The following is a 26,716-nucleotide window of genomic DNA, read 5'->3' on the forward strand; positions in this document are numbered from 1 at the left end:
CCTCTCGGTTGGGATGCGCAATGAATATGGACGTCACGCTTTCGGACGCCCCGGTTTTTTGGGCCGATTATAGCCAAATCCCCGGCTCGACTTTTTCACGGTCCGTCCGGCCTATGCACTTGCCACACCCGTTCAGGGGGCCCGCAAGCCGACGAATCGAAGACTCACCGCCAACCCATGCCCTCGTTGACACAGCCCTCGATTCGATCGACGTCGATGTCGCATTTCTGTCCGCGCAGAACGTGCCGGTCCTCTCGCACCCCTTCACCCGCCCGCTCGCGTCTCCAGAGCCTCCCAGCGCGCCAGCGCCTCTTCGATTTCCCGCTCGACGGCATCGAGCCGCTCCTTGATCGGCACGGCTTCCTGCGGCGCTTCCTGGTACAGCGACGGGTCCGCCAGGCGCGATTGCAGCGCCCCCTGCTCCACCTCCAGCGCCGCAATGCGGTCGGGCAACGCGTCGAGCTCCCTTTTCTCGTTGAACGACAGTTTGCCGCCCCGCGACGCTGTCGCCGCGGGCGTTTTGGGCGCGGGCGCAGCGCTTTTGGCCTGCGTCGCGGCAAGCCGCGCCTGCTCCGCGCCGCGCTCCGCTTCGGCCTGCTTGACTCGCTGCCAGTCGGCGTAGCCTCCAGCGTATTCGCCCCAGCGCCCGTCACCTTCGGCCGCGATCACTTGGGTCACGACGTTGTCGAGAAACGCACGGTCGTGGCTGACGAGGAACAGCGTGCCTTCGTAGGCGGACAGCAATTCCTCGAGCAGATCGAGGGTCTCGATGTCGAGGTCGTTGGTCGGTTCGTCGAGCACCAGAACGTTGGCCGGTCGCGCGAACAGCCGGGCGAGCAGCAGCCGGTTGCGCTCGCCGCCGGACAGCGATTTCACCGGCGAACGCGCACGCTGCGGCGCGAACAGAAAATCGCCGAGGTAACCGATGACGTGCTTGCGCTCGCCGCCGATCTCGACGAAGTCCGAACCCGGGCTGATGACCTCGGTGAGCGGCAGCTCGGGGTCGAGTTGCTCGCGCAGCTGGTCGAAGTAGGCGACCATCTGGCGCGTGCCGCGGCGCACTGTCCCGGCATCCGGGGCGATTTCGCCGAGGATCAGCTTCAGCAGCGTCGTCTTGCCGGCGCCGTTCGGGCCGATCAGGCCGATGCGGTCGCCGCGCAGGATGCGCGTCGAGAAGTCGCGCACGACGACGCGATCGCCGAAGCGCTTGGTCACGTCGATCAGTTCGGCGACCATCTGGCCGCTCTGCTCGCCTTTGTCGACGGCGAGCTTCACGTTGCCGAGCCGCTCGCGCCGCGCCGCCCGGTCACGACGCAGCGCCTCGAGCCGCCGCACCCGGCCCTCGTTGCGCGTACGCCGCGCCTCGACCCCCTTGCGTATCCACACTTCTTCCTGCGCGAGCACCTTGTCGAATCGCGCGCTCGCTTTCACCTCGGCGTCGAGTTCCTCCGCCTTGCGCCGCTGGTAGTCGCTGAAACGCCCGGGATAGCTCGCGAGTTTGCCGCGATCGAGCTCGATGATGCGAGTGGCAACGTTGTCGAGAAACACGCGGTCGTGGGTGATCACGACGACCGTGCCGCGGAAATCCCGGATCAGCGCTTCGAGCCACAGGATGCCGTCCAGGTCGAGGTGGTTCGTCGGCTCGTCGAGCAACAGCAGATCGGGCTCGGCGACCAGCGCTCGCGCCAGCGACACGCGCTTGACACCGCCGCCGGACAGGCTCGAAACCAGTGCGTCACCGGGCAGGCCGAGGCGCAGCAGGATCTCATCGACCCGCTGGTTGAGCCGCCACGCGTCGGCGGCTTCGACCGCGTGCTGCAGCGCCTCGAGCCGCGCCAACGTCTCTTCACTGGCCGATTCGGCGACGGCGTGCATCGCCGCGTGATACTCGACCAGAAGGCGCGCAGCATCGCCCAGGCCATCGGCGACCGTCGCGAACACGTCGCGTTCGAGCGGGAAATCGGCCTCCTGCGGGACGTACGCCACCTTCAGCCCGGACTGCCGCCACACCGACCCGTCATCGAGAGACGACTGCCCGGCCAACACCCGCAGCAGGCTGGATTTGCCCGAGCCATTTCGGCCGATCAGGGCCACACGCTCGCCCGCGTCGAGCTGGAAGTCCGCATGTGAGAGCAGATCCACGTGCCCATACGCGAGACAGGCGTTGTCGACAGAAAGCAGCGGCATGGTGAAGGACTCATTGGAATGAAAAGCCATTTTACCGGCCTGCTACCATAGCGGCGCATTCGAGCATAATGCGGTGCAACATTTTGCAGACAACACCATCGACGAGGCAGCATGGAAGCATTGTTGGGGCGATTCCGCGAAGAACACGACGACGATCTCGCACTGTGGGTCGCGCTGGTCGATGAGTTGCGCCCGGCCAAAGCTTCCGACACGCAAGCGGCGATCGCGGCGTTGCGCGGCCTGACGCACACGCTCGCCTCCCGGCACGACCTTGCAGAAGGCCTGTGCGACGCGCTGATCCGCCTCTTTCGCGAGCGCAAGCAGGTGTCGCTGTACGTCTCGTCCGGCCTGCTCCCGTCGACCGGTTTCTTTTCCGAGACGGCACACCGCATTTCCGGGCGCCTGCTGCCCGAAGTCGTCGACACCGACTACATGAAGGACGTGCTGAGCGTCGTCTTCCACCGCAAGGACGACGAGGCCTGGGTCACCGCGATTCCCGATGCGGACTGGGTCGAGTTCCTGCGCAGCGTTTTCGGATCGACTCCGATCCAGCCCGATAGCACTGAAGAAGGTTACGGACTCCCGCACGCCGCCGCCGAAATCCTCGAGGCGCTGCGGGTGTTGGCGTACCACGTGTCGGCGATTGGGCTGGAGCCCGAGCTGATCCGCGTCGATCCCACGCTCGAGGAACACGAATCGCCCTTTCTGGCGCAGAACGAAGAACTGCTGGTCTATCTCGACCACTATCGGCGCGCATGGAGGGACGGCACCGAGCTGGTCGAGGACGAAAAGCACCTGCAGGTCATGCTCGACCAGTGCGACGACGTTGTGCTGCGTATCCGCAAGCGCGCGGCGAAGATCGGCACGAGTCTGGCGCTCACGTTCAAGCTCGAACGCCTCCGCCAGCACCTCGGCCGGATCGCCGACCTGTTGTTCCTGCTCCAGCGGCTGCATGCCGAGCGACGCATCGACGCGGTCGCAACGCAGATCGTCGGTATCTTCAAGCAGCTGGTGCATGCCGAATGCCGCAAGAACAAGCTCTCCGACTACTGGGGGCAGAACGTCGAGCTGCTGTCGACGCGCATGACCGAAAGCGCAAGCAAGACCGGCGAGCACTACATCACTTCGACCCGCCGCGAATATTTCGGCATTCTCGGCTCGGCCGCGCTCGGCGGGCTGATCATCGCAGTGATGACAGGCCTGAAGATCGTGCTGGGTCGCCAAGGTTTCGCTCCCCTGACCGAGGCCCTGGCGTTTTGCCTCAACTACGGCATCGGCTTTGTCCTGATCCACATTCTCGGCGGCACGGTCGCGACCAAACAGCCTGCGATGACGGCCAACGCGATCGCCGCTTCGATCGGCGAATCGCAGGGCAAGAACAGCAACCTCGAGAACCTCGTGGAGCTCATCGCGCGCACCGTGCGCAGCCAGCTTGCCGCAATCCTCGGCAACATCGGCATTGCGATTCCGATGGCGATGCTGATCGCGATCGGGATCCACTGGCTTACCGGTGATCCGTTCACCGAGCCGGGCAAGGCGCGCGAACTGCTCAGGCAGGTCGATCCGGTCAGCGGCGCGGTCCTGTTCGCGGCAATCGCCGGTTTCTGCCTGTTCCTGTCCGGGCTGATCGCAGGCTACTACGACAACCTGTCGGCCTACGAACGCATTCCGCAGCGGCTGTTGCAGCTGCGCTGGCCTCGTCGGCTGTTCAGTGCCGCGCGCATGCAGCGCGTCGCGGCTTATGTCGAGAACAACCTCGGCGCGCTGGCGGCGAATTTCTTCTTCGGCTTCCTGCTCGGCGGCGTGACGGCACTCGGGGTCCTGTTCGGCCTGCCGCTCGACATCCGCCACATCGCCTTCTCGTCCGCGTACGTCGGCTACGCTGCCGTCGGCATAGACTTCACGTTGAGCTGGCAACTCGCGGCGCTGTCGGCAGCCGGCATCGCGCTCATCGGACTCACGAACCTCGGAGTGAGCTTCGCGCTGACCCTCTACGTCGCGCTGCGCGCGCGCCGCATCACCTTCGCGCAGGGGCGCGAACTGGGGAAAATGATCGTCCGGCGCTTCGTCTCGCGCCCCCGCGACTTCCTGCTACCGCCTCCCTCGACGGGGCAGGCCGAAGAGCAGAATGGAGAAGCTTCGCTTCCCCAGCGCGAACCGCACAATGGCCACGTCAACCACAAAATCCACGGAAACGGCAAAGGCGTGCTTGGTCACCGGCGCTCGAACGGCTAGAATTGCGCGCTCTCCTCGTAGTTCAATGGGAGGAATGCAGGCGCAATGCCTGTATCTACGCGGTTTCTGTTCTTGCTATAGCAAATACGTAGCAACCTGAAAAATCCAGCCGCCGATCACGGCGCTGCAGACGTTTGCACGCCAGGGCGACGCGAGACCAGCCGCAACCACCCATGAGTACGGGGTCCTCACATCCTGACCTCCCGACAGCGCTCTGCCAGAATACTGTTCAAATGTTCAGTACCGGAGCCCCAGTGAAGAAAGTCCGCCTCTACGCCTGCCGGCAGTTCGACGTGACGACGCTGAAGTGGTCGACGGGCCGGTACAAATACACGCTCGATGAGATCGCATCATTCCCGTATGCCGAGCCGATCATGGATGACTGGGAAGACGTCGATCGGCCGGACGACGACGATCTGCGCCAGAACTCTACAGGCGGCTTGATGCGCGGGCTTGGGGATCGGGGGCGGTAGCCGCTACCGCAGGAGGCTGGCCGTCAATCTGCCGTCTGCGACACCAGTCTCCACCACGCCTGCCACCCGCTCACCTGGTCGATGTACTCGCGGCACTGCTCGTAGTTGCCGGCGACGGTGTCGAGGGCAGCAGCGTCTGCAACGGGCGGGGCGCTGCCAGCAACCACGCGGGCGGTGTCGGCAGGTTGGCCGGTTGCGGCGGCGTCGTGGAGCAGGCGCCAAGCGCCGTCGAGCTCGCAACGGCGATCAGCAGGGAGTTGCGCATAGCGGATTACCTCGCGGGTGATGATGCGGTCTTTCGGGCGCTGCGCGGTGCGGGCGGCCTCGAGGGCGGCGGAGAGGCGGTCGACGGCGCCTTGTCGCGCGACGATTTCGCCGGCGTAGGCGAGCGCCTGGTCGAGCTTTTGCTGCGCTTGGTCGCCCTGCTCGACGTGCCGGCCGTAGGCGAACGCGCCCGCGTGCGTGCCGATCAGCAGGATCACGCCGCCGAGGACGGCGTACGGGTGCATCGATCAGCCGCCGATGAAGAGCCGCAGCCACATGCGCTGTATGACGGCCGCCGCGCGCAGGTTGGCGACGGTCACCTCTTCGATGGCCTCGCTCCAGCGGCAGGCGTCGGTGATGGGGCGCTGCCGGGTCATGCGGTAGCGGGCGAGGTCGGTGATGGGGCGCTGCCGGGTCATGCGGTAGCGGGCGAGGTCGGTGATGGGGCGCTGCCGGGTCATGCGGTAGCGGGCGAGGTCGGTCACGATGGCGGTCTTCATCAGTCTTCTCCCATGCACATTTTGTATTCGGCCTGGCGGCGCACGGTGAGGCCGCGCAGGGGGATGAGCGGGCACTCGAGCTTTCCGGTGCGCGCGTTGCGGATCTTCGGTTTGGTGCAGTCGCGGAACTTGTCGAAGTCGAGGATCGTGCGACAGGCCGCGTCGTACCGTCCGGCTGCGAGCTTGTCCGGGATTGACGACGCGCAGACGGCACCGGCTCCGACGTTGTAGGCAAGGGAGACGAACGCCGAGAACTCGTGCGGGTACATCGGTACAGGGGCGCAGCGCTTGATGGCTTTTTCGGACGCGGTGGCATCGCGCAGCAGATCGACCAAGGCGCGCGGCGGCGTCGTGGCGTCGGCGAGCTTGACCGGCGAGCCATCGGCGTTGCGGGTGGTGCCGAACCCTTTGGTCGGGACGTCGCCGGGGACCGGGGGGCGGGCCCGCTCGATGTAGCCTTCGTGCAACGCGAGGCCGACCAGCGCCGCGGCGGTGAGCGTGAGCGCGCCGGAGACGAGGCGCGGACTATTCATCGCTGTCGTCCTCGAGCTGCGCGCGGGCGCGGGCGATCTTGAGGTGCTCGCGCTTGTACCACCACGTGATCACGGCGTTTGTCACGAACGCGAGGCCCGCGATCGCGAGGCCGCCGAGCGCGGCGAATTCGTTCGCCGTCATACCGAGAATGACCGTGCTGCCGGCTGCGGTGTAGGTGATTGCGGCGGATGCTTTGTCGGGCATCGGTGGCTCCTTCTTCTTGTTCAAATCTCTTGATCGACTCCGGTCAGCGCCGGCGCCGGCCCTTCGATCACCCCGCCCCGCACATACACATGCTCCCCGACCGTCGCCTCGCCCCGCGCGCGGATCGTCGCGCCGTCGATGAGCTGAACGGTGACGCCGTCGGCGGTGACGGCGGTGACCTGGCCGGCGTCGAGGGGCTGGCCGGGGATGAGGCGCAGGAGGCGCTTATACGGATTCATGTTCGTGGGTCTCGAGGCGGATGGACTGCCACAGTTCGGGGAAGCGCTGTTCGATCTGGACGGCGCGCGTCAGGCCGATATGCGGGGTGCCGCCCTCGGTGTAGCGGACGAGTTTGCCCGGCTGGATGATGCCGGTCTCGGGGAGCACGGGCAGGCGCAGGGTGATGTGCGCCTGGCGGCCGGTGTCGCCGAGCGCTGCGGTGCCGCGCTGCAGGGTCATGGCGGGGTCGGTGGCGAGCGGGTCGACGATGGTCTGGGCGTTGCGGTCGGCGGCGGTGCCGGCGCGGCGGATGCGGTCGCGGCGGCCGGCTTCGCCGCCGGCGATCCAGACGGCGTTGTACGCGGGCTTGTCCTGCCATTCGATGCCTTCGACTTCGCACACGTCCTCAGGCAGGTCGATGTCGGGCGTCTGGGTCGGCCAGTGCCACGGGGCGACCGGGTAACGCGGCAGGATGATGAGGGTCTGGTCGGTGTCGTGCGCCTGGACGTAGGCGCCGGCGGCCTCGGCAATGCGCGTCGCGGCGTCCATGTAGGTGCCGGTGTGGCTCCAGCTGCCCGCGGGGACGAGCCAGTCGGTGACGCGCCAGTCGAGATCCCAGCCGATCGAGACGCCGTTGACCATCAGCGCGTCGTCGAGGAGCTGGCGCGCGGTGCGGGCAGTGGCGTTGTAGCGGGTGGCGACCGGAGCGTGCGGGTCGGCGAGCCACGCGGCGCGCCCTCGCCCGCTCACTTTCAGCCAGGCTTCGCCGAAGCGCCGGTCGCGCGCGAGGCGCTCGACGACGAGGTGCAGCGGCGTGCCGTTGAGGGTGGCGACGAGCTCGACGTGATCACCTATGGCGGGCGAGCGCACGAGCGGCATCGAGGCCGCGGGCAGGCTCGCGGACCAGCCCCAGCACCACGAGTCGGCGTCGAGCGACGCGGAAAAATCCTGCACGTCGACCGGCTCGCCGGTGTCGGCGCGCACGAGCGAGAAACTGTTGATCACGACATAGCACTCCTGGATGGGGATGACGACGGTCCCGCCGGTGGCGGGCGGGCAGCCGAAGACGAGGCGGGTGGTGCCGTCGGCCGCGCGGCAGAACACCAGATGCACCGGGCTGCTGTACTGCGCGCCGGGGGGCGGTTCGGGCCACGGCCAGGTGGCCTGCCACCAGCCGACGGGCAGCGGGAGCATGTGCGCGTGGCGGGCGGCGAGCGGTGCCGCGGTGGGCTGCGCCTGGTGGTGGCCGGCGCGGGCGCGGGCGGTCGCCGGGGTGGCGTGGGCGTGGGGGACGGCGAGCGCGCGGCGGGTGCGGATGCGCTCCTGTTGCGCGAGGCGTGCGCCCTGCGCGGCGGGCGTCGCGTGGCGGGCGCGCAGGCGGACGGGGCGGCGGGCTTTGAGCGTGTCGGCGTGCGGCAGTGCTGCGGCGTGGCCGAGCGGGCGGGCGTGCTGCGCTTTGATGCGCGAGCGGCGGCCGGCGCGCGTCATCTGCTGTTGCGCAGTGACGCAGGCGGTCGCGAGCGGCGCGGCGGATTGCTGGCGGGCGCGCATAGGCGTGCGGGCGGGCTGCATCGGCTGCTGGCGCGCGACGAGGCCGCGGGCGGCGGGCGGGGTGTGCGGCCACGCGGGGGCGCGCAGGCCGGGGCCGACGTCGGTGATGAGGTCGAGATCCTGCACGCCTTCTGCGACGGCGGCGAGCGCGGGCAGCGTCGGAGCCGGCAGCGAGGCGGCGACGGTCGCGGTGCGGGTGGCGTCGAGCGCCGCGAGGGTGATGCCCGGCAGCGTCGGCGCGGGGAGCGCGGCGGCGAGCGTAGCGTCGATGACAGCGGCCGGGGCGACCTGGTCGCCGACGGCGGCGAGGGTGAGGCCGGGCAGCGTCGCGGGCGGCAGGGTTGCGGCGACGGTCGCGGTGATCGTCGGGTACAGCGGCGGCGTGTAGGGGCCGAAGACGAGCGCGACCGCGCCGGGGGTGGGATCGACCGGGCGCGCGAAGACGAGCTCGACCGACGGCCGGTAATGCGCGAAGACCAGATCCACCGGGCCGGGCGTGGGCGTGACTTTGCGCCAGTGGATCAGTTTTGTCATGGCCGGTGATCAGCCCTGGAAATGGGCGGACGTGATGCGCACGAACGCGCCGGCGACGAGACTTGTGTCGGCGAGCTTGATTTCGCCGGCTCCGGCGGTGTCGGAGACGGTGCAGTCGCCCCACACCGCGCCGGCCGCATCGAGCACGCGCGCGCACCCGGCGACGCCGTCGTCGAACGCCTGGCCTTCGATGGGTGCTGCGAGGTCGATGCGGTACGTTGCGGCATCGATGCTGCCGACTGCGGCGTCGAGATCGACAGCGGCCAGCAGCGTGCCGGTGGCGGGGTCGGTGCCGGTGTAGAAAAGGATCGCGGCGGGCGCGGGGTTGGCGACGAGGAGGTCGAACGAGGCCTGCAGCGCCGGCAGGCGGGCGGCTGCGTCGCGGGCAGTGGCGTGGGCGGTGGAGAGGATCATGGGTTATTCCTCCACACTCGGGACGAGGTTCAGCTTGATGACGGGGTCGTGCACGCCGGTGTGGTCATAGGCGATGACGTGGTATTTTTTGGTGGGGTCGAGGTTGTCGAAGTGCCAGTCGCCCGCGGCATCGGACCAGCACCAGTCGACCAGGGTGTTACTCGGGAAAACCTGCCCGTGCGCGTTTTGGCTGACGAATAGCTGCACGCGGCGCGGGACGGCGGCCTCAGGCGTCCCCGCAATGGTCGTGGAACCGAACAGTGCCCCGGGCCGTACCAGGGGTTTCAGGGTGACCGTTTTGGCGAGGATGGTGAGCAAGCTCATCGCCACGGCCCCGTAACGTCAAGCGCGACAAAACTTCCATCCGGGGTGGAAACGTTTTCCCCGACCGCTACTTTTAGATACCACCGTCCATCCACTCCCTCACTGACGGTGCGGGTTATATAGTCCGTTTTACGCTCCAGGCCGACCAGGAGCCCGGGGATACTCGCGCGAATGGCGTTTGCGTGAAACGCAATCTGAGGCGCGAAGGTCAGCTCGCCGGCCACGGGCGGCGCACTCGAGTAGCCCCCTGCGGAATTCACGTTCATGGCAATGTTCCTCGTCACGGCCGCGCCCGCGGCCTGATCCGCCCCTCTGGCGAAGTAGCACCCGGTCTGGTATTGCATGTTCATTACGGTGGCATTGGCATGACTCGGCCATGCCGGTGATGCGGCTGCCGCCGCGGATATGGCGCAGTGGTAGGCATCAGCAGCGAACAGAGGTACTGCGTCGCCAAATCGAAAAACGTCAGCGTGGGGATAACTCGCAGTCCAAACCGGCAGGAAATGGATCATGCTGCCGTCGGCGACGAGCGCCCAGGATCGCGACGCAATGCCCGCCGCGTTGGATTTGGGCCAGGAATACGCCGTGGCAGCGCACTGCGCGAGCGTCGGGAACAGCCCGTCGCCGGTGTCAGCGTCGGTCATGTTCTCGTAGCCGCGCACCCGCGTGTACTGCGCGTGGGCGTCGTCCAGCCGCAGATACAATTGCGTGGTATTCGTGTCGATCGACTGATACACCCCTTTGTTCGTCGCCGAAAACGGCTTCGCCCACCCCGCCGGGGCGCGCTTGCAGGTGATCGTGCCAGTGGCGGTGCCGTCGGCGATGCCGGGACAGAGGAACGTGAAGGAGGATGCGCCACTCGTGGCAATCCTCCATTCCGCGTTCAGCGCGGCCGGCGTGGCGCCGGCGAGCTGGATGACGACGTGCTGCTCGAACGGATTGCCCGCGCTCAGCGACACGGTCGCGACACCCCCGGCGACGGCGATGCTGTCGACCGCGCGGCTGTCAAAGCCGTTGATCAGGCACGCGTCGAGCAGTTCGATCAAGGCGCCGGCTTCGCCGCGCAGGACCGGCCCGTTCGCCATGCCGCTGTGAAACCATTTGACGCTGGTATCGGCTTTCGCCATTCGTTGTTCCTCCGGTTACGGTCTGTCGATGTTGCCCAGCGCATACAGCTCGCAGCCGTCCGCCCCGTCGCCCGCGGGCTCGTCGGACTGCTGGATGCTGCGGGCGATCCAGATGTCGGCGAGTGCGCCGACGGTATTGATGCGCACGACGTTGCCGGCCGACCAGCCGCCGCCGTTCGCGGCGACCGGGATCGACAGGTACGGCACGCCGCCGCTGCCATCGGTGTTGCGGGTGCGCGGGTTGATCGGCGCGATGTCGGCGGTGAACGGGCCGGAATAGACCAGGCCGCGGCGCTCGCCGATGAGTTCGACGTTCGTCGTGCTCGTCCAGCGCAGCAGCCAGCGTTCAGTCTCGGCGCCTTCGTTCGTGACGCTAATCGGGTGGGCGATGGTGTCGAGGGTTGCTGTCGCTTCACTGCCCACGAGCGCATCCGACCACGTGCCGGACCAGGTGGCCTGGTCCCACGTCGCGGAGACGCGCGCGCGGCGGTCGCCGTGGATCAGGCACGAGGCGACGATCGACTCCCCCGCCGGATAGGCATGCGTGAGCGGGCGGGCGAGCGTGAGCTGGCCGCTGATCTGCGCGTCGGTGATCTGGCGCAGGTCGGCGACGGTGTGGCGCACGGTGACCGGCATCGCGATGCCGGTGACGTCGGTGAAGGTGACGATGCCCGTGGCACGGTCGAGCGTGTAGCCGGTGGCGACGCTCGCGCCGGTCGCATCCGTGACGCGCACCCAGGCGATGCGGGTGCGGCCGCAGTCGATCGTGCCGCCGTTGATGACGGTCTGCGGCGCGGCGTCGGCGGCGTGCATGACCATGACGACGTCGCCGGGCCGGTAGATCGGCACTCGGCCATCGGAAGGCAGGCGCACCGGGTCGATGCCGAGGATGTCGGCGTCGAGCGGGAGGTAGGAGTAGGCGACGGCGTTGTAGCGGATCGAGGCGGGGTCGACGGGGGCGGTGAAGACGACCGACGAGACGCCGAACTCGTAATTGACGCTGCCGGAAGCGAAACCTGCACCCGCAACGACGCCGTCGGCATCAGCGACGCCGTTGATCTGGCCGAGCCCTTCGGCAACGGCAGTGATCGACACGGACTCTGGCTTCAGCGGCGCGAGCTGGGTGCGAAACACGGCGGTGGTGGTGGTCCAGTCGCCGTAGCGGCCGAGAGCCGACGTGATGACCGGCGTGCCGCTGGCGTTCGGCGCAGCGTAGGTCACGGTCGCGCGGCGGGTGGCGTAATCGACCGACCCTGCCGGCATGCCCGAGCCGGTGACCGGGTCGATGTCGGCGTACAGCGTGCCGTTGCGGTCCTGATACGTTTTGCCGCCGTAGGTGAATTCGAGCGAGTTCGGCACCAGCGTGATCGGCAGCGTGTCGATGCGGATCGTCGGCATGCCTTCGGGCGTTTCGCCGGCCGGGACGGTGATGTTCGCGGCGCCGGGGGAGGCGCCCGCGGCGAGGACATAGGACAGGTCGTCGAGCGTCGCAGGCACGCTCGGGCCTGCGTCATATGTCCATGCGTTGCCGCTCCACTCGCTCAGCGATACGACAACGCTGCCATTGACGACGATCTCGCCCGTGGCGTAATCGACACTGCCGAGCACGACCGTGCCGCCGACGTAGTACGAGCCGCCACCGACGAATTGCGGTTCAGCGCTGAACGGGTTGAGCTTGAGATTGCCCGCGCCGTCGTCGTACAGCATGCCGCCGCCCATCGAGCCGTCGGGCAGATCGAGCCGGATGTGCGCCCGCACGCCATAGATCGCGAGCGCCGCGCCGACATTGACGGTGTTGGAAGCCGGCGTCCCGGTGGTTGCAGGCGCCTTGGTGTAGGCGACGCCGATGTTCGTCCCGGCGTCGGGCATCGCGACCGGTGCGAACGTGATGCGCGGCGCGGCGTAATCGACGGTGCCCGAGGCGTCGCCGGTGAGCGCGCCGCTGCCGTTGTCGCTGGCGGTTTTCGCGACGGCGCCGGCCTGCCAGGTGAGCACCAGCGTGCCCGGCTTGATCGGGTCGGTGAGGGTCGGCGCGGCGATGATCATTTCGGCCGCAGGCGCGGCCTCGGGGACCAGCGACACGTAATGCACCGGGCTGCCCCACGTCATGATCACCGTGCTGTACGCATCGGGGAGCGCGCCGAGCGTCACCGACATCGCGCCGGTGGTGTAGTTGATCGTTCCGGCGCCGATCGACGGATCGGAGCCGACGAGCTGCCCGCTGCCGTTGTCGAGGAGCTCGTACCAGTTGTCTTGCGCGCGATACGCGACCGACAGCGTACCCGGCGCGGGGATCGGGGCGAGCGTCTCGATCCAGTTCAGGCGGCGGTTCTCGACGGTGACTTCGCGCCCGAGCGTGTGCGCCTGCTGCGCGATGTCGACGTCGCGCGTGCCGGCGCTCATCGTCACGACGACGGAGGGGTTCAGCACCTGGTTGACGAGGGGTGTTTCGGTCTGCGCGGACGGCACGAGCTTGGTGAACTGGCTCGCGGCTTTGACTTGCAGGTCGCCGATGTTGGCCGCAACCGCGAGCAGCTGCGCGCCGAAATAGCGCGTCGCATCGGCGACGGTGGTGTTGCGGATGCGCGTTTCGCCGGCGGTGTATTTGTAGTCGCCATCCGCGCGCTTGATCGAGTGGCCTTTGAAATCAAAGCGCAGCGCGTCGGACAGCGTCAGCGTGACGATCCAGCGCGAGAAGCCGATGTCGCTGCCGTCGGAAGCGGTGCCGTCGACGAAGAACTGCTCGGCGTACTGCACTTTGATGACGCGCACGTACTGCTCGACTTCGCCCTGTACGCCTTCGTCGGCGACGAGGGCCAGCGTCTTGCCGACCGGCGGCAGTACGGAGCCCACTTTCTGAATCACATTGATCGCGCGCATGCCCTGGATGTGGTTCTCATACAGGTAGCCGGCCCACATCGGGCCCTTGTAGAGGTAGGCCTCGACGCGGTCGGCCGCCTGCACGCGGGTGTCGAACGGGTCGCCGCTGGAAAAGAGCGTGTAGCCGAGCGCGTCATCCGTCGGCAGCGCCGTGACAACGGTTTTCGCGCCGCCGTAGAGGTCGGTCGAGAGCGTGCGCACGGCGAGGAAAATCTTGCGCAGGTTGAAGCGGCCGTAGGCGCGGTCGAGGTCGGAGATGTCTTCGAAGACGTTGTTCATGACGCCGTCGGTGATGACGTTTCCCGTGGCGGCGCCGCCGCCTTCGGGGACGTCGTCCATGACCTGGCTTTCAACGAAGACGATGTTTTGTTCCTGGATGGGCATGCGGGGTTAAACCTCGATCAGGGGAAGCGTGACGCGATACTTGCTCGCGTCGGTCATGTCGGCGGCGGGGCGGACGGGGGCGGCGATGAAGTCGCGGTCGGCGTCGAATGCGACGGTGAAAGTGCGGCCGTCGGCGAGCGTGAGCGTGTAGGTCGCGCCCGGGACGTCGGCGAGGGCGCGCAGCGAGAGCACGGTGCCGCGCGTCACCCAGCCGCCGCGCTCGCTGCTGGCGAGGGTGATCGGGCGGCCCTTGAGCTTGACGCCGAGCTGCACGAGGCGCGCGCCGGTGAGGCTGCGGGTGGTGGCCTGGGCGACGGGGTTCCAGGCGAATTCATCGCTCCACCAGACGTCTTCGGGGATCGCGACGGTGCCGAGGATGTGATGGCGCATTTATGAGGCCCTCATGGACGAGGATTCGAGCGCGGCGATGAGGCGGTCGGCGTCGGTCGGGGTGGTGAAAACGGGGATGTTGCCGCGGCCGCCGATGTTGAGATTGACCTGGACGGTGCGTTCGACGGCGCGCGGGCCGGGGGCTTGGGCGCCGGCGCTGGGGGCGCGGGATTGGGTTTCGCCGGAGACGGAGCCGCCGCGGGGCGTGGTGCGGGGTTTGCCAGCCCAGAGTTCAGCAAGTAGCGCAGCATCTTCTTCTGCGCGCTGCTTGCTCTTTTCTCGCCGGCGCCTGATTTCGTCGTCGGCCCCTTCGCGCACCCCAGGGTTATCGTGGTAAGCGGCGGCGGCGCTCAATTCTTCGTCCCTCCACTCCGACCAATTGGATCGGGTGAGGATGCTGTCCACGTCGGATTCCTGCTCAGATGCAGCCGCGGCCGCTTTCTCCGCCGCGGCCTCTGCCGCCTTACCCATCGCGGCCAGCTCGGCAGCAGACTTCTGCGCTTCGGCGCCGATCTGGCCGGTGGCAGCGGCGGCTGCGCTCATGCTCTGCACGATGACCTTGCCGGCTTCGTCGGCGGAGACGCGCAGACCGTTGTTCGAGGCCTCCACCTGCAGCGCAGAGGACACGACACCGTTGTTCGCGGCGACGGCGCGATCGGCATAGGCCTGGAAGGCCTGCTGCAGTTCTCGGGCACTCCCGGTGCCGCTGTCGCGGATCCGGTCGAACGCGGCGCGGGCGCGGTCGGCCGAGTCCTTGAGCGTTCTATCGGTGACAACACCGAGCTCCTTGAAAGCTTCGGTGACGCTGTTGATGCCGGGGGTGAGTTCGTCGGCCTTGGTGTTGATCTGGGCGAGGGCCGCGGCGACCTGGTCGCCGGCGAGTTTGCCTTCCGTGCCGAGTTGCTCGACCAAGGTCTTGAGCGCGGCCAGTTCGGTCGGGTTCGCGGCAGCGGCCAGCATCTTTTCGACGCCCTGCTGCACGACCGATGCGGCGTTGACGCCGCGTTCTTTGAGTTCGTCAAACTGCCGGGTGATGACGCCGACGTTGTTGGCGCTTTCGATGAACTTGGCCGACATGCCCGTGAGGGCTTCGCTGGCGTCGATGCCCAAACCGGTGAGGGCTGCACGCAATTGTGCGTCGAGGGCGGTAGCGAGCATGCCGGCTTCGGCGGCCGTGCCCTGGAACACCATGCGCGCGGTGTTGCCGAACGCGACCAGTTCTTCGCCACTGAGCTTCGCGAGCGCCTGCTGCCACGCTTGCTCGACCTGCTCCGCGGAAATCTTTCCGTCAGCCTGCAGTTGGATCAGCGCTTGCCCGAGCCCTTGTACGCCGATGAAGCTGTCCGGGGAGAACGTCGCCAGGAGTGCGGTGAAGGATTCCTGAACGGTTTTGCCTTCGGTGGCAAGGGCGTGGAATTGCGCGACGAGTTCTTGCGAGCGCGTCTGCAGCACGGCCTGCGCGGCCGCGCCCGCCATCCAGCTCGCGGAGGCGGCGTCGAAATGGATCTGGCCGGCAGCGATGGCAGCATCGAGCGCCTGCATGCTGGTGACGGTGACGCCGGTCTGGGCGGAGATGGCTGCCAGGCGTTGGCGGATCAGATCCTGTTTTTCCGCTGTGGCGGCGGCTATTTCGCTGTGCTTGGCATATTCGGCGCGCAGGTCGATCAGGGCGGAGGCGATGCTGCCGACTTCGAGCGCGACCTGCATCCAGCCCATCGTGCGCAGGATCGGGGCAAGCCGGCTGGCGGCGGCCCCCATCGCGGTGGTCGCTGCGCCCAGCGTGGTGGTGGCGCCGGTCGCCACGACGAGCTGCGCGGTGTAGGCGCGGGCGGCGCCGGCCGCCTTGACGGCGAGCGCGGCGAGCGCGACTTCGCCCGCGACGCCCGCAACGCTGGCGAGGGTATCGAGGTTGTTGGCGACCCCGCCAATGGCTTGGGCAACGGTGGCCGAAGCGCCGGTGGTCTTGTCGAGTTCGCCGAGGAACTGCGTCCAGTTCGTCGACAGGTCCGTGATGGCACGGCCGACGGTCAGCGGCAGCTTCGCGAACTCGGTGTCGATCGCCTGCGCTTGCGATTGCAGCGCCTTGATGACGACGTCGCTGGTGAGCTTGCCCTGCTCCGCCATTTTGCGCAGCGCGCCGAGCGGCACGCCGAGGCCGTCGGCGAGCGCCTTGGCGAGCCGCGGCGACTGCTCCATGATGCTGTTGAATTCTTCGCCGCGCAGCACACCGGACTGCAGCCCCTGGATGAGCTGCACGATTGCGGCGTCGGCGGCCTCGGCTGACTGCCCGGCCACCTGGTTGGCCTTGTTGATGGTTTCCGTGAGGTCGAGGACTTCGCTTTGCGAGACGCCGATTTCGCCGCCGGCCCGGGCAAGCGCAGCCAGCAGATTGGTGGTGTCGGCAAGCCCGGAGTGCGTCGCGCGGGCAATGTCTGCGGTCTGCTCGAGCGTGACGTTAAAGCCGGCCTGGCTGCTGTTGATGATGTTGATCCGCGCGCCAAGGTTGGCGTACAGATCGGCGGTGCGGCTGAGGTCGGCCGCGAGGCCGGGAAGCTGCGTGACGGCGAAAATGCCGCCGACCGCGGCGGCGACACCTTTGAGCTTGGTGCCGAGTTGGTCGCTGGCGGCGCCCACCTGGTGCATGCCGCCGATCGTGCCGTTCATCTCGGCTTTCAGCGCGGCGATGCGCTTTTGCCCGACGGCCCAGGCGCGATCGAAGTCGCTACCGGTGACTTTGGCGCTGGTCGACAACTGGACGAGGTCGCGGTTGATCGCGTTGATCTCGGCCTGGATCTGGTCGGCCGAGCGGATGCCGAGGCGCCCGAGCGCGGCGCCGGCCTGGTCGGCTGCGGTGCCGAGCGTCTTGAGCGCCGGGTTCGCTGCAGCCGCTGCGGTGCGCTCGGCTTCGAGGCGGGCGGTGGTGGCGACGAGGGCGGCGTCGAGGCGCTTTTGCTCTTCGGCGAGCTTGCCGGTGTTGACGCCGGCGGCTTGGGTTTCGGTGCGCGCGGCGGCGAGCGCGGCTTTCTGCTTGCCCCAGGCTTTTTCGGCGCTGTTGAGTTGGCGATTCGCGGCGGCAAGTTCTTTTTCCAGCAGGCGGATCGCTTCGCGGCCGGCGCCCGCGCCTTTGGCGTCGCCGAGCGCTTTGTCGAGCACCTGGACTTCGTGGCGGGCGTCGCGCACGGCGGCGTGGGCGGACTTGGCGGAGCCGATCGCGGCCTGCAGGCCGTCGATGCGCACTTGCTGCTGGCCGAGGGTGCGCAGTTCCTGCGCGAGCGCCTGGAACTTGGGCGCGGCGTCGCCGCCTTCGCGGGCGAGGGCTTCGACCTGATTCGCGAGCGCGGCCACGTCGGCCTGGCCGGTGGTCTGCGCGCTGATCGCGAGCGTTACTTCCTGGGTGTCGACGAGAGCCATGAGGGCGCCGGGAGAAGGTCAAGGCTCAAGCCCCCTGCCCTGCTGCGGCACGGAGGCTTTGGCCTTGGCCCTCGCTCAGACCATGAGGAATTCCATGTACTGGCTGAGCCCCGCGCCGAGGCGGGTGTCGTCTTTCAGTACGGTCATGTTCAGCTGCATTTCGGCGAACTCGTTGCCGATGCGGCTGAAACCGGAGGTCGGCGAAAACTTGATGCGGAAGTAGCGGCCGACGAACGGGTTGCCGGAGTCGACTTCGTTGAGGCCGTCGAACGTCATCTCGTATTCGGTGCCGGCATTGACCAGCGCCTGGATGATGTACTGCGGGTTGCGCGTGTAGCTGACGAGCAGCGGCAGGACGCTGTCGCCGACGAAAAGGCCGTCGCCGCCGGCGAGGAAGCGCACACCTTGCGGGGTGAGCGTGTAGTGCGTGTCGGCGGTGAGCGTGACGGGGCCGAGGTCGCGCCACGTGACAGTGCCGTCGACGACAGTGGCGCCAGCGGTCGTGGGCCACGTCGGGGCGACGCCGGCCGATTCGCCCGCGACGGTGCAGAGGTAGGCGCGCGCGGTGTCGAGGACGAGGTCGCCGACGGCGTAGGCGGTGGTGCCGGCCCACGCGGCGGTGGCGGCGATTTCGACGACGGGGGCGACGTCCGGGTCGGGCAGGTAGCGGAAGGTGACGCGCTCGCCGGACCAGGCGTCCTGCGCTTCGTCGACGATCGCTTGCGCCGCGAGGAGCTCGTGCGAGCCGCGCAGGCCGAGCGCCATCGTTTCAGGCTTGATGTCGTTGACGGTGAGTTCGGCGGTGATCGACGTGACCGGTTCGGAGACGTCGAGCTCGCCACCGCCGGCTTCCTGGAAGTCTTCACGCGACTGGCGGTCAGTTTCGATGGTTTCGGCGAGGCTGATGACGTTGCCGAGGCGGAATTTGCGGCCGGTGCCGTTGAGCGGGCGCAGGCTGACGTGGCCTTTGCCTTTGTAGCCGCGCGTGAGGGAAGTGCGTGCCATGTGAATGAGGCTCCTGCAGGGGTGGAGTGGATGCAGGAGGCAGTGTCAGGACTGCGGGGGTTTCGCGGCAGGGGACGGATGTCCGGGGGTGCTCGGGGCGGCGAGCTGTCAAGCGATCCTTGACAGCTCAGCGCAGGCGTTGCGGGAATCAGGGCGCAGCGAGGTTTTCCGTGTAGCCGACGCGGATCTTGACGGCGACGGTGACGATGCGGGCGCCGGGTTCGCGGGGAGCGATGGTGCGGCCGAGGTAGCGCAGCGTGACGGCGAGGCCGCCGAGGGTGATGTCGGCGCTGAAAATCGCGCGCTTGATGTCGGCGACGAGTTGGTGGCCGGCGACGTTGGGGGCGTCGGGGTTGCAGGCGGCGAACGCTTCGATGGTGAACGGCAGGCGGGCGATGAGGTCGGCGCCATCGCCGTCCGGGTGATCGCGCTGTTCTTCGATTTCGTCTTCGGGCTCGGCGATCGTGATGCACGGCACGTCGGCGGCGTCGAAGCTGGTGCGGCCGCGATAGACGGCGGCGCCGGCGTCCGTGGCGTAGCCGTTGGCGATGCGGATGGTCTGCAGGCGCGTGGCGATCGCGGCGGCGATGGTGTCGGCTTTGCTCATTTGCGGCTGCCTTTGAGTTCGTAGCGCAGCTGCGAAGCGTAGGCGTCAGCGAGCATGCGTTTGATGTCGGGGGCGGCCTCGACGCGCCAGCGGCGGAACAGCTGGTCCGGACTCGGGCCATATTTGTGTTCGATGTCGTCGCGGCCTTTGCCGGTGCGCACGAACACGCCGAAGCCGTTGCCGCCATCGACTTTGCCGGCGCGCAGCGGCAGCAGGAAACCGGCTTTTCGGCTGGTGCGCCCGCCCTGGCGGCTGATGCGGGTGCTGACGCCGGCCGCTTTACGGCCTTTGCCGATGCCGCGGCGCAGGTCGCCTTTGGCGCGCGGCGCGGGGGCGGTGATCTGTTTGGCATCGAAACGCGCCATGCGGATCGCGCGCATGCGCATGCGGATTGTGGCGACGGGCTTGTTCGGCCCGGCTTTGTCGGTGCGCATCTGGTCGCCGATGTAGGCCTGGGTGAGGTTGATCTGGCTCGAGATGTCGCGGCGCGCTTGCGTGGCGACTTGGGCGGCGACGGCATTGACGGCGCGGTAGCCGGCGCGCTCGGCGGCCTCAGGCGCGGCGCGCAGGCGGGCGGCGGCGGTTTTGAGCTGCGCGGCGCCGGTGATCTTCATGCTGCGGATTTACGCAGGATGCACTCGACGGTGTGGGCGTCGCCGCGCAGGATGCGGTCGATCTGCCAGGCCTGGCCGGCGACGGTGAGCGCGTCGCCCGGGCGCGGCGTCTGGCTGACGAGGAAGGTGCCGGTGGTGACGGTCTGCGCGACCTGGCCGTAGTCGCCGAGCAGTTCGACGTTTTCAGTGACGACGACGATCGCCGGCTCGCCGTCGCGCAAAACCGCCTCGTCGCCGAGGTGGGCGAAGAGGCGGTCGTGCATCCGCGCGAACGCGGCGGAGGTGCGGGACATCAGACCTTGGTGAGCTTGATGATGGCTTTCGGGCGGGTGCAGAGGCTGATCGGGTTGCTCTGCGCCTCGAGCAGCACGCCTTTGCCCATTTCCTTCGCTTCCTGCTTGGAGTAATACGGCAGGCCGATGGTGTTGGCGGCTTCGACGTAGTCGGCCGGGGCGTAGTGCGTGGCGAAGAGGTCGGGCACGCCTTCCGGAACCAGGTAGGCGTCGTCGTCGCCGACGAACTTCGTGGAGCCGACCTTGCCGCGGTAATTCACCCAGAACACGCCGCCGAACAGGAAGCCCGCGCGCGGGTCGTTGCGCAGGAATTCGCCTTCCAGCCAGCGCTCATAGGCGGCCTTGACTTTCGGGTGGTCGATGAAGGCGTCGAAGAACGCATCGCCGCAGTAGGCGCGGTAGCCCGTCGCGGTGGTGTTGCCGAGCGCGTCTTCGGACGTGCGCACGGCGGTGATGACCTTGCCGCGCACGTTGGTGCCGTCGGTGCCGAGCGCCATGCCGACCGAGTCCTGCGTGAGGCCGAACGTGTCGTAGATATCGACCAGTTCGGTGACGCCGTCGGAATCGAGCAGCGCGCCCTTGATCGCGCCGATGCGCTGGAATTCGACGGTGGCGTCGAGGTTGCGGCGCATCTTGGCGAGGCGCTTGTTGACGACGTTCTGGATCGTCTCGAGGTCGGTTTCGGAGCCGAACGCGCGCACGTTCTGGATCTCGTCGGCGAGGATCGTCGCGCGCTGCGGCAGGTGGATGGTGTTGAACGTGACGAGCTTGCGCTTGCTGCCCGCGACGTTCGCAGCGACCGAGCCACGTTCGCCGGCGGCGACCAGCGCGAGTGTGTCGCCGTCCTTTTCGACGGTGACGGCGGTCGTGGTGACGCCCTCTTCGGTGAAGAGGCCGTGCGCGCCGATCATGCCGGGAACGTGCGGCTGTTCGTTGATTGCGCGGGTGAGCGACGCCATGCTGAAAGCGTCGTCGTTGAAGATGTCCAAGCTGGGCATTTACGGATCTCCTGGGGGTTCTGCCCGCGCTCAGCGGACGATGATTTGCAGGGCTGCGAGGTCGGCGGTGCCGGTCGCGTCGAGCCCGGTGAGCAGGTCGCCATCGACTTCGGCGTGGCGCGCGATCAGCACGGCCGCGGTAGCGGCGCTGGTCGCATCCACCGGGGCGTAGAGGATGCCGGCGGCGGCGCCGAGGCCGGTCGTGGTGTCGTCGTTGTCGTACGGGCCGTATTCGCCGCTCGCGGTGACTTTGCCGAGCACTGTGCCGGCGACGAGGGCGCCGGAGCCGGAGGCGATGACGATGTTTTCACGCGAGAGGGAGCCGTTGCCTTCGGCGATGAGGAATTCCCCGGCCCGTTTCTGTTCTTGCAGCATGGTTGAATCTCCTGATTACGGTTTGCGGCGCAGCGCCCAGATGTCAGCGGTTTTCACAGCCGCCGGCGCTGCGGTCACGGGCGGCTTGCGGGTGCTCGGGTGCCCGTCGATATGCAGCGCATCGGCAGCATCGGCGCGGGCGTTGAGGAGGTCGGCGCGCACGTCGGCGAGCGATTTGCGGGCGCGGATGAAGCCGGGTGCGCGGTCGGCGGCGTCGGCGTAGGCGCACAGGTCGCGCACTTCGCGGGCCTCAGCAATCGCGGCTTGCGCCTGGGCGAGGTTGGTGATGCTGCCGTCGAGGAGCCACGCGGCGACGTAGTCGCCGAGGCCGTGGGCGACGGCGTGGGCGTTGATCTGCGCGGCGAACGTGGCCGAGGCGTCGGCCCCTGCCGGCTGCACTGCGGGCGGCGTCGGCGCAGGAGCGGCCGGCGCGGCGGGTGGATCACCTCCTTCGGAGGTTGCGGGTGCGGTGGCTTCGGCCTGGGCGCGCGCGAGGACGTCGGCGGGGATGTCGAGCGCGGCGGCGATGGCGGTCAGGGGACTGGCGGCAGTGGCGGTGGCGAGCTCGCCGGCGGCGATTTCGATGACGCGATCGGCGAAGCCGGCGGCGAGCGCTTCGCGGGCGGTCATCCAGGTGTCGGTGGCGATGAGCGCGGCGACTTCGTCGGCGGTCTTGCCGGTGCGCGCGCTGTAGGTCTCGACGATCGATGCGTTCAGCGCGCGAGTGGCGTCGTCGTCTTCGACTTCGTTGCCTTCGTCGTCGCGCAGCGTGACGCCGTGCACCATCATCGTCGAGTTGGCGTACATGTGGATTTCGTCGCCGGCCATCGCGACGATGCTGCCGGCGCTGGCGGCGACGCCTTCGACGACGGTGATGATGCGCGCCGGGTGGCGACGCAGTGCGTTGTGCATTGCCAGACCGTGGTCGAGCTTGCCGCCGAACGACGTGATGCGCACGGTGATCTGGTCGACGGCGCCGATGTTGGCGAGGTCGTAGTCGATCTGCTCGATGCTCTTGCCTTCCCACCAGTCGCCGATCTTGCCGCGCACCGCGATGGTGGCGGAGCGGCCGTCTTCGGCGAGGGCGATGGCGTACCAGGGTTTGCTGTTCATGGGGCAGTGGTCCTCAAGGTGTGGCGGCAGTGTCGGCGGTGGGGGCAGAGGGCGGCAGGGGACGGATGTCCGGGGGCGCCCGGCCGCAGTCAGGGGGCGGTCTTGAACGCGCCGGTGCTGTTGTAGAGGGTGACGACGGCGGCGACGGTGCGCTCGATCGCGGGCCACAGTTGTTCGAACGCGCCGATGCCGCCGGTGACGGTGCTGGCGGCGGCTTCGATGGTCTGGCGCAGGAGGGCGAGCTTGGCGGCGCCCTGCCCGCCTTCGGGGAGCGCGGCTTCGATGGCGCGGACGGCTTCGAGGATGAGGGGGAGCAGCGAGAGGATCAGCTTGAGGGTGTGCAGGACTTGCATGGAGGTCTCCGGGACGGGGGTGGAATCAGTCGTGGCAGGTGACGGTGAGCATGGCGCCGTCAAGGTTCGGGACGATCGCTGTCGGGCGGGTCGATGAGGTCGGGGAATGGCGGTCGATCAGCGGGAGGATGCCGGGGCGGCAGTCCCAGCTTGGTGGTCGTGGCGGTGGTGAGGTAGCCGTTGAGCAGGCCGAGCACAGCAGCGAGGCCGCCAGCAATCGCAGCGATGTCGTCATGGCTGATGCCCATCGGGTAGAGAACGAGCACGGCGCCGATCAGGGCGACGAGGACGTTGAGGGTGTTCTGGCGGGATTTCCAGCCGGCGGGGTCGGCGAGGCTGGCGCCGTGGCGGAGGGCTGCGAGCGCGGCGAGGAGCTTGTGCATCACAGGCCCCACCATAGGCGTGCCATTGCCCGTGCCCATGCGGCCCACAACGCGCCCTGCGCGGCGGCCAGATCCTCGACGATGCCGAGATGGTCGCGGGCGGCGACGGATCCTTTTTGACGGATCGGGATTACAGGTGCGAGCATGTCTAGGTCTCCTAAGCAATGACGGCGGCGGCCGCCTGGTGCAGTGCGATGCGCTCGGCGCGGCCGGTCTGCCCGCCGTTCACACGCTGCGTGATGGCGTCGAAATCGCCGGCGTCGGCGAGCGCGTTGAGGTCGCGCGAGGACCAGAACCCCGCGGCGGACAGGCAGGCCCATTTCGGCGTTTCGAGCAGGCCCGGATACGTGATGAAGTCTTCGCCGAGCGCAGCGGTCGCGGCCTGGTAGTTGGCGCGGCCGGTGATCTGGATGAGGCCGCGCCCGAGGTAGCGCTTGCCGTCGCCGGGTTCGGTGTTGCCGAGGTCGCGGCGGCCTTCGTAGCGGCGCTGCGCGGGCGTCGGGCCCCATATCTCGCGCACGTAGGCGAGCCGGGCGGATTCGTGGCCGATCTGTGCGAGGAAGGCGCGGATGCGCGCTGGGGTGACGATGCCTTCACTCCACATCGCGTCATCGAGGAACGGCGCGTAGGCGGTCGCGCGGACGATCGGGCAGCGGTACAGCGCGATGAGCTGCTGCGGCGTGACGAGCATCATGATTCGAGGTCTCGCACGCGCTGTTCGCCAATGCGTTTTGCCCAGGCGCGCACGGTGTCGACGCCAAGCAAGCCGACGGCGCTGCCAACCGCGACGCCGATCTCGCCAGCGACGCCGAATGCCTTACAGAGCGACGTTATGCCGAGCGCGATCGAACCGGACAGTGCGCATTCGAGCAGACGCTTGCCGATTGAGGGTTCGTCGTTGTCATACATCACGCGCAAGAACGCGACGACTGCACCGACGACGCCCGCCCGCATCGGTTCGGGTAGCGAATCCCACAGCACGCCCCACAGGCCGAGGTATTTTTCAGGCATCGGCCGGGCCTTTCGGGATTGGGGGCGCGATGCCGAGGCGGGTTTCGCGGGCGAGGTCTTCGGCGCGGTCGGCGTCGACTTGCTCGGCGTCGTCGCCGCGCTCGGCGATGATTTGGGAGCGGGACTTGAAACCGGCCTCCTTCTCCATTTTTTTTGCCTGAACGTCCTGCGTCGGGTGGATGTAGGGCCAGGCGTGGGGGGACCAGGTGCAGCGGGCGAAGTCCCTGCCCTGCTCGGGCGTGAGGAGGCCGGCGAGGACTGCGGCGCGGGCGACGGCGTCGCGGACGGGTTGGCAGAACATCGGGATGATGAGCTGCCACTGGTATTGCTCGCAGGTGCGGCGGAATTCGTTGATGACGATGCGCAGCGTGCGGTCGGAGACGTCGCGCACGTCGCCGGTCAGCAGCTCGTACGGCGTGCCGCTGCCGGAGGCGACGCCGAGGTGCTGCTGGCGCATGAAATCCGGGTAGTTCGCGCCGGCGTCGGGCGGGTCGGAAAACTTGACGTCTTCGCCGGGGGCGAGCTCCTGGCTGATGCCGGGTTCGAGCCCGATCATCGGTCCGCCGCTGCCCGGGTCCGTTTCGTAGGGCTGGCCGGTGGTGGGGTCGATCGCGGGCGCGCCGGTTTCCGGCGGGCGGGTGACGAAGACCGTATACAGGTTGGCGAGCTCCTGGCGGACGAGCACGGCGTCGTCAAAATTGCCGACGCTGCGCAGCTTGGGCAGCACCGCGGCGGACGCGGGAACGCCGCGCAGCGCGCCGGGGCGGTTGGGCTTGAAGAGGTGCCGCATCTCGGTGGCGGGCACGCGGTACAGGTCAGAATGGCTGACGGCGCTGGTCGGGCTGTCGCCGGGGTGCTCGCGGTAGCACCAGTAGGCGGCTCGGCGACCGATGCGGTCGAGCTCGATGCCGCTGCGGATGCGGCTGCCCGCGGGCAGGCCCGGCCAGGCGTCGGCGTCGAGTTGCGGGACGATGTCGGATTCGAGCAGCTGGATCTGCAGCGGCACGCGCAGGCCGTCGTCGGCGCGGCGCGGGCGAAAGCGGATGAACACTTCGCCGCTGGTGCGCCAGGCCTCGACGGCGAGCGTCTGCAGGCCGTAGAAGTCGAGCACGCCGTCGGCGTCGGCGGTCGCGCAGAAGTCGTTCCAGATCTCGGTGAAAAGCGCCTTGAGGGCCGGATCCTTGCTGTTCGGCCGGGCGATGATGCCGGTGCCGACGAGGTTGGTGCCCCACACGCGCTCGCTCGCGGCGCCCGCCCATTCGTTGCGGACGGCGTCGCGGCTGCGATTGCGGATGGTTTCCAGCCCGGCCGCAGCGCGGTTGGGGCCGCTGCTCGGGGCGCGCCAGCCGCGCATGCGCCGACCGTGGCCGGCGACGTCGTATTGCGCACGGGCGACGAGGCCATTGGCCGCCGGGACGACGGCCGCGGCCGCCTGGGCGACCGTGTTGCGGCTGCGCTTGCGGGCCATCAGTAGCCCCTCCCGCCGTGATAGAGCTTGACGGCGCGCACGCGCGAGGTGCCCGCTGCGGCGGCGTCCTCACGGGTCTTGATGCCGATCAGGTAGTCGCGCGCCTTGATGAGGTCGCCGGGGCTGTGGTATTCAACCCAGCGGCCGTCGCTCATGCGAACGGACTTTTCGCCGTTGGCGATGGCGCTGGTGAGGGCGTCGAGATCGGACTGTGAGACTGCCATTGCGCTATGCCGGGGTGGGGACCGGCACAGGATGGCGGGGGGATCAGCGGCGCGGCAGGGGACGGATGTCCGTGGTTAAATACGTATTCCTACGTATGCAGTGTACTTACTGCCCCTGATATATGGATTGGATTCCGACTCTCCTGAAACACCTTTCGATCGCGCGATCTGCGATGGGCGCGATCTTTGTGACGTCCGCGGTGCTCTATGTCGGCCCACGCATGGCGCGAGAATATGTCGACCCCGTCCCTAAGGAGTGGGCGTTTATTGTTGTTGGCGCCCTTGTTTTCTCCGCATTTCTGCTCCTTTCTTGGGCGTGCGCGGGCGCTTGGATGGCAGTCGCCAACAAATGGAAAGCGGCGTCGACATTGATTACATCTCGGTCGCTTTCTGACCTGGAGAGGTCCATACTTTTTGGGATGGGCGGCAACCCTACCAAACCACTGAACTTAGAGGATATTAACTATTTTGCGATGGGAATTTCTCGTCTCGAAGTCTTGCAAGCTGTGAGCGATTTAGCTCGTAAGGATTTGGTCCACCTAGGTTTATTCACGTCTGACCTAGTCTTTTTTACAGAAAAGGGCCGTGAGCGCGCTCTTGAACTTCAACGTGAATCCTCAGCATATAAAGGCTCGAAGTAG

30 protein-coding genes are annotated in these 26,716 nt (G+C 67.9%); 3 read left to right on the forward strand and 27 right to left on the reverse strand.

The genetic code is table 11. The features are described from left to right. Positions 1-264: 264 nt before the first annotated feature. Complete coding sequence (locus tag EBN1_RS20315) at positions 265-2,187, reverse strand: ATP-binding cassette domain-containing protein (RefSeq protein WP_011239865.1); 1,923 nt, start codon at positions 2,185-2,187, stop codon at positions 265-267. Positions 2,188-2,298: 111 nt separating this feature from the next. Here EBN1_RS20315 and EBN1_RS20320 point away from each other — a divergent pair, with 111 nt between their 5' ends. Both EBN1_RS20320 and EBN1_RS20325 read left to right on the forward strand, forming a co-directional pair. Next, positions 2,299-4,422 (forward strand): site-specific recombinase, encoded by a 2,124-nt coding sequence (locus tag EBN1_RS20320; protein WP_041646648.1) that lies wholly within the window; start codon positions 2,299-2,301, stop codon positions 4,420-4,422. 254 nt (positions 4,423-4,676) lie between these two features. Beyond that, positions 4,677-4,895, forward strand: coding sequence for a hypothetical protein (locus EBN1_RS20325; RefSeq protein WP_011239867.1), 219 nt, complete (start codon positions 4,677-4,679; stop codon positions 4,893-4,895). Between the two features lie 23 nt (positions 4,896-4,918). Here the strand turns inward: EBN1_RS20325 and EBN1_RS20330 are convergent, their stop codons facing one another. The 26 genes from EBN1_RS20330 to EBN1_RS20455 all read right to left on the reverse strand — a co-directional run bounded on the left by EBN1_RS20330 (position 4,919) and on the right by EBN1_RS20455 (position 26,075). After that, complete coding sequence (locus tag EBN1_RS20330) at positions 4,919-5,404, reverse strand: hypothetical protein (RefSeq protein WP_049780327.1); 486 nt, start codon at positions 5,402-5,404, stop codon at positions 4,919-4,921. 3 nt (positions 5,405-5,407) lie between these two features. Further along, entirely contained in the window at positions 5,408-5,659 is a 252-nt protein-coding gene (locus EBN1_RS20335) for a hypothetical protein (protein ID WP_041646650.1), read from the reverse strand. Next, complete coding sequence (locus EBN1_RS20340; RefSeq protein ID WP_011239869.1) at positions 5,659-6,192, reverse strand: glycoside hydrolase family protein; 534 nt, start codon at positions 6,190-6,192, stop codon at positions 5,659-5,661. The genes EBN1_RS20335 and EBN1_RS20340 overlap by 1 nt, the downstream gene beginning before the upstream one ends. After that, a complete protein-coding gene (locus tag EBN1_RS20345; protein ID WP_041646651.1) occupies positions 6,185-6,397 on the reverse strand; it encodes an HP1 family phage holin in 213 nt (70 codons plus the stop codon). The genes EBN1_RS20340 and EBN1_RS20345 overlap by 8 nt, the downstream gene beginning before the upstream one ends. Before the next feature lie 20 nt (positions 6,398-6,417). Beyond that, on the reverse strand, positions 6,418-6,636 hold the full coding sequence (locus EBN1_RS20350) for a hypothetical protein (RefSeq protein WP_041646652.1): 219 nt from the start codon (positions 6,634-6,636) through the stop codon (positions 6,418-6,420). Then, on the reverse strand, positions 6,623-8,701 hold the full coding sequence (locus EBN1_RS20355; protein WP_011239871.1) for a hypothetical protein: 2,079 nt from the start codon (positions 8,699-8,701) through the stop codon (positions 6,623-6,625). The genes EBN1_RS20350 and EBN1_RS20355 overlap by 14 nt, the downstream gene beginning before the upstream one ends. A 9-nt stretch (positions 8,702-8,710) precedes the next feature. Next, a complete protein-coding gene (locus EBN1_RS20360) occupies positions 8,711-9,115 on the reverse strand; it encodes a hypothetical protein (RefSeq protein WP_041646653.1) in 405 nt (134 codons plus the stop codon). A gap of 3 nt (positions 9,116-9,118) precedes the next feature. Further along, positions 9,119-9,439: a hypothetical protein gene (locus EBN1_RS20365; RefSeq protein WP_041646654.1), complete on the reverse strand. Its 321-nt coding sequence runs from the start codon at positions 9,437-9,439 to the stop codon at positions 9,119-9,121. Continuing rightward, positions 9,436-10,566 carry a hypothetical protein gene (locus EBN1_RS20370; protein ID WP_011239873.1) on the reverse strand — a complete coding sequence of 377 codons (1,131 nt, stop codon included), beginning with the start codon at positions 10,564-10,566 and terminating at the stop codon, positions 9,436-9,438. Before EBN1_RS20370 ends, EBN1_RS20365 begins: the two co-directional genes overlap by 4 nt. 15 nt (positions 10,567-10,581) lie before the next feature. Beyond that, positions 10,582-13,830: a hypothetical protein gene (locus EBN1_RS20375; protein WP_011239874.1), complete on the reverse strand. Its 3,249-nt coding sequence runs from the start codon at positions 13,828-13,830 to the stop codon at positions 10,582-10,584. Between the two features lie 6 nt (positions 13,831-13,836). Next, entirely contained in the window at positions 13,837-14,220 is a 384-nt protein-coding gene (locus EBN1_RS20380) for a hypothetical protein (protein ID WP_011239875.1), read from the reverse strand. After that, positions 14,221-17,631 carry a tape measure protein gene (locus tag EBN1_RS20385; protein WP_011239876.1) on the reverse strand — a complete coding sequence of 1,137 codons (3,411 nt, stop codon included), beginning with the start codon at positions 17,629-17,631 and terminating at the stop codon, positions 14,221-14,223. It lies immediately after the preceding gene. Between the two features lie 75 nt (positions 17,632-17,706). Further along, positions 17,707-18,636 carry a phage tail tube protein gene (locus tag EBN1_RS20390; protein WP_041646655.1) on the reverse strand — a complete coding sequence of 310 codons (930 nt, stop codon included), beginning with the start codon at positions 18,634-18,636 and terminating at the stop codon, positions 17,707-17,709. 148 nt (positions 18,637-18,784) lie between these two features. Continuing rightward, the gene (locus tag EBN1_RS20395; RefSeq protein WP_041646656.1) at positions 18,785-19,243 is read right to left on the reverse strand and encodes a hypothetical protein; all 459 of its coding nucleotides are present in this window, start codon (positions 19,241-19,243) and stop codon (positions 18,785-18,787) included. Then, positions 19,240-19,857 carry a phage tail protein gene (locus tag EBN1_RS20400; protein WP_041646657.1) on the reverse strand — a complete coding sequence of 206 codons (618 nt, stop codon included), beginning with the start codon at positions 19,855-19,857 and terminating at the stop codon, positions 19,240-19,242. The genes EBN1_RS20395 and EBN1_RS20400 overlap by 4 nt, the downstream gene beginning before the upstream one ends. After that, positions 19,854-20,150: a head-tail joining protein gene (locus EBN1_RS20405; protein WP_041646658.1), complete on the reverse strand. Its 297-nt coding sequence runs from the start codon at positions 20,148-20,150 to the stop codon at positions 19,854-19,856. Before EBN1_RS20405 ends, EBN1_RS20400 begins: the two co-directional genes overlap by 4 nt. After that, on the reverse strand, positions 20,150-21,148 hold the full coding sequence (locus EBN1_RS20410) for a major capsid protein (protein ID WP_011239879.1): 999 nt from the start codon (positions 21,146-21,148) through the stop codon (positions 20,150-20,152). Before EBN1_RS20410 ends, EBN1_RS20405 begins: the two co-directional genes overlap by 1 nt. 30 nt (positions 21,149-21,178) lie before the next feature. After that, complete coding sequence (locus EBN1_RS20415) at positions 21,179-21,523, reverse strand: head decoration protein (RefSeq protein ID WP_011239880.1); 345 nt, start codon at positions 21,521-21,523, stop codon at positions 21,179-21,181. A gap of 15 nt (positions 21,524-21,538) precedes the next feature. Then, positions 21,539-22,636 carry a head maturation protease, ClpP-related gene (locus EBN1_RS20420; RefSeq protein ID WP_041646659.1) on the reverse strand — a complete coding sequence of 366 codons (1,098 nt, stop codon included), beginning with the start codon at positions 22,634-22,636 and terminating at the stop codon, positions 21,539-21,541. Positions 22,637-22,725: 89 nt separating this feature from the next. After that, the gene (locus EBN1_RS20425; RefSeq protein WP_011239882.1) at positions 22,726-22,989 is read right to left on the reverse strand and encodes a hypothetical protein; all 264 of its coding nucleotides are present in this window, start codon (positions 22,987-22,989) and stop codon (positions 22,726-22,728) included. A gap of 59 nt (positions 22,990-23,048) precedes the next feature. After that, a complete protein-coding gene (locus tag EBN1_RS20430) occupies positions 23,049-23,372 on the reverse strand; it encodes a hypothetical protein (RefSeq protein ID WP_041646661.1) in 324 nt (107 codons plus the stop codon). Beyond that, entirely contained in the window at positions 23,372-23,518 is a 147-nt protein-coding gene (locus tag EBN1_RS20435) for a hypothetical protein (protein ID WP_157866663.1), read from the reverse strand. The genes EBN1_RS20430 and EBN1_RS20435 overlap by 1 nt, the downstream gene beginning before the upstream one ends. Before the next feature lie 11 nt (positions 23,519-23,529). Beyond that, complete coding sequence (locus tag EBN1_RS20440; protein ID WP_011239884.1) at positions 23,530-24,066, reverse strand: glycoside hydrolase family 19 protein; 537 nt, start codon at positions 24,064-24,066, stop codon at positions 23,530-23,532. Continuing rightward, positions 24,063-24,383, reverse strand: coding sequence for a phage holin, lambda family (locus EBN1_RS20445; protein ID WP_011239885.1), 321 nt, complete (start codon positions 24,381-24,383; stop codon positions 24,063-24,065). Before EBN1_RS20445 ends, EBN1_RS20440 begins: the two co-directional genes overlap by 4 nt. Further along, a complete protein-coding gene (locus EBN1_RS20450; protein WP_011239886.1) occupies positions 24,376-25,851 on the reverse strand; it encodes a phage portal protein in 1,476 nt (491 codons plus the stop codon). Before EBN1_RS20450 ends, EBN1_RS20445 begins: the two co-directional genes overlap by 8 nt. Further along, positions 25,851-26,075, reverse strand: coding sequence for a phage head-tail joining protein (locus EBN1_RS20455; protein ID WP_011239887.1), 225 nt, complete (start codon positions 26,073-26,075; stop codon positions 25,851-25,853). The genes EBN1_RS20450 and EBN1_RS20455 overlap by 1 nt, the downstream gene beginning before the upstream one ends. Before the next feature lie 173 nt (positions 26,076-26,248). Between EBN1_RS20455 and EBN1_RS20460 the strand changes: the two genes are divergently transcribed. Further along, a complete protein-coding gene (locus EBN1_RS20460) occupies positions 26,249-26,716 on the forward strand; it encodes a helix-turn-helix domain-containing protein (RefSeq protein ID WP_041646663.1) in 468 nt (155 codons plus the stop codon).

Origin of the sequence: Aromatoleum aromaticum EbN1 (assembly GCF_000025965.1) — a bacterium.
Lineage (GTDB): Bacteria > Pseudomonadota > Gammaproteobacteria > Burkholderiales > Rhodocyclaceae > Aromatoleum > Aromatoleum aromaticum.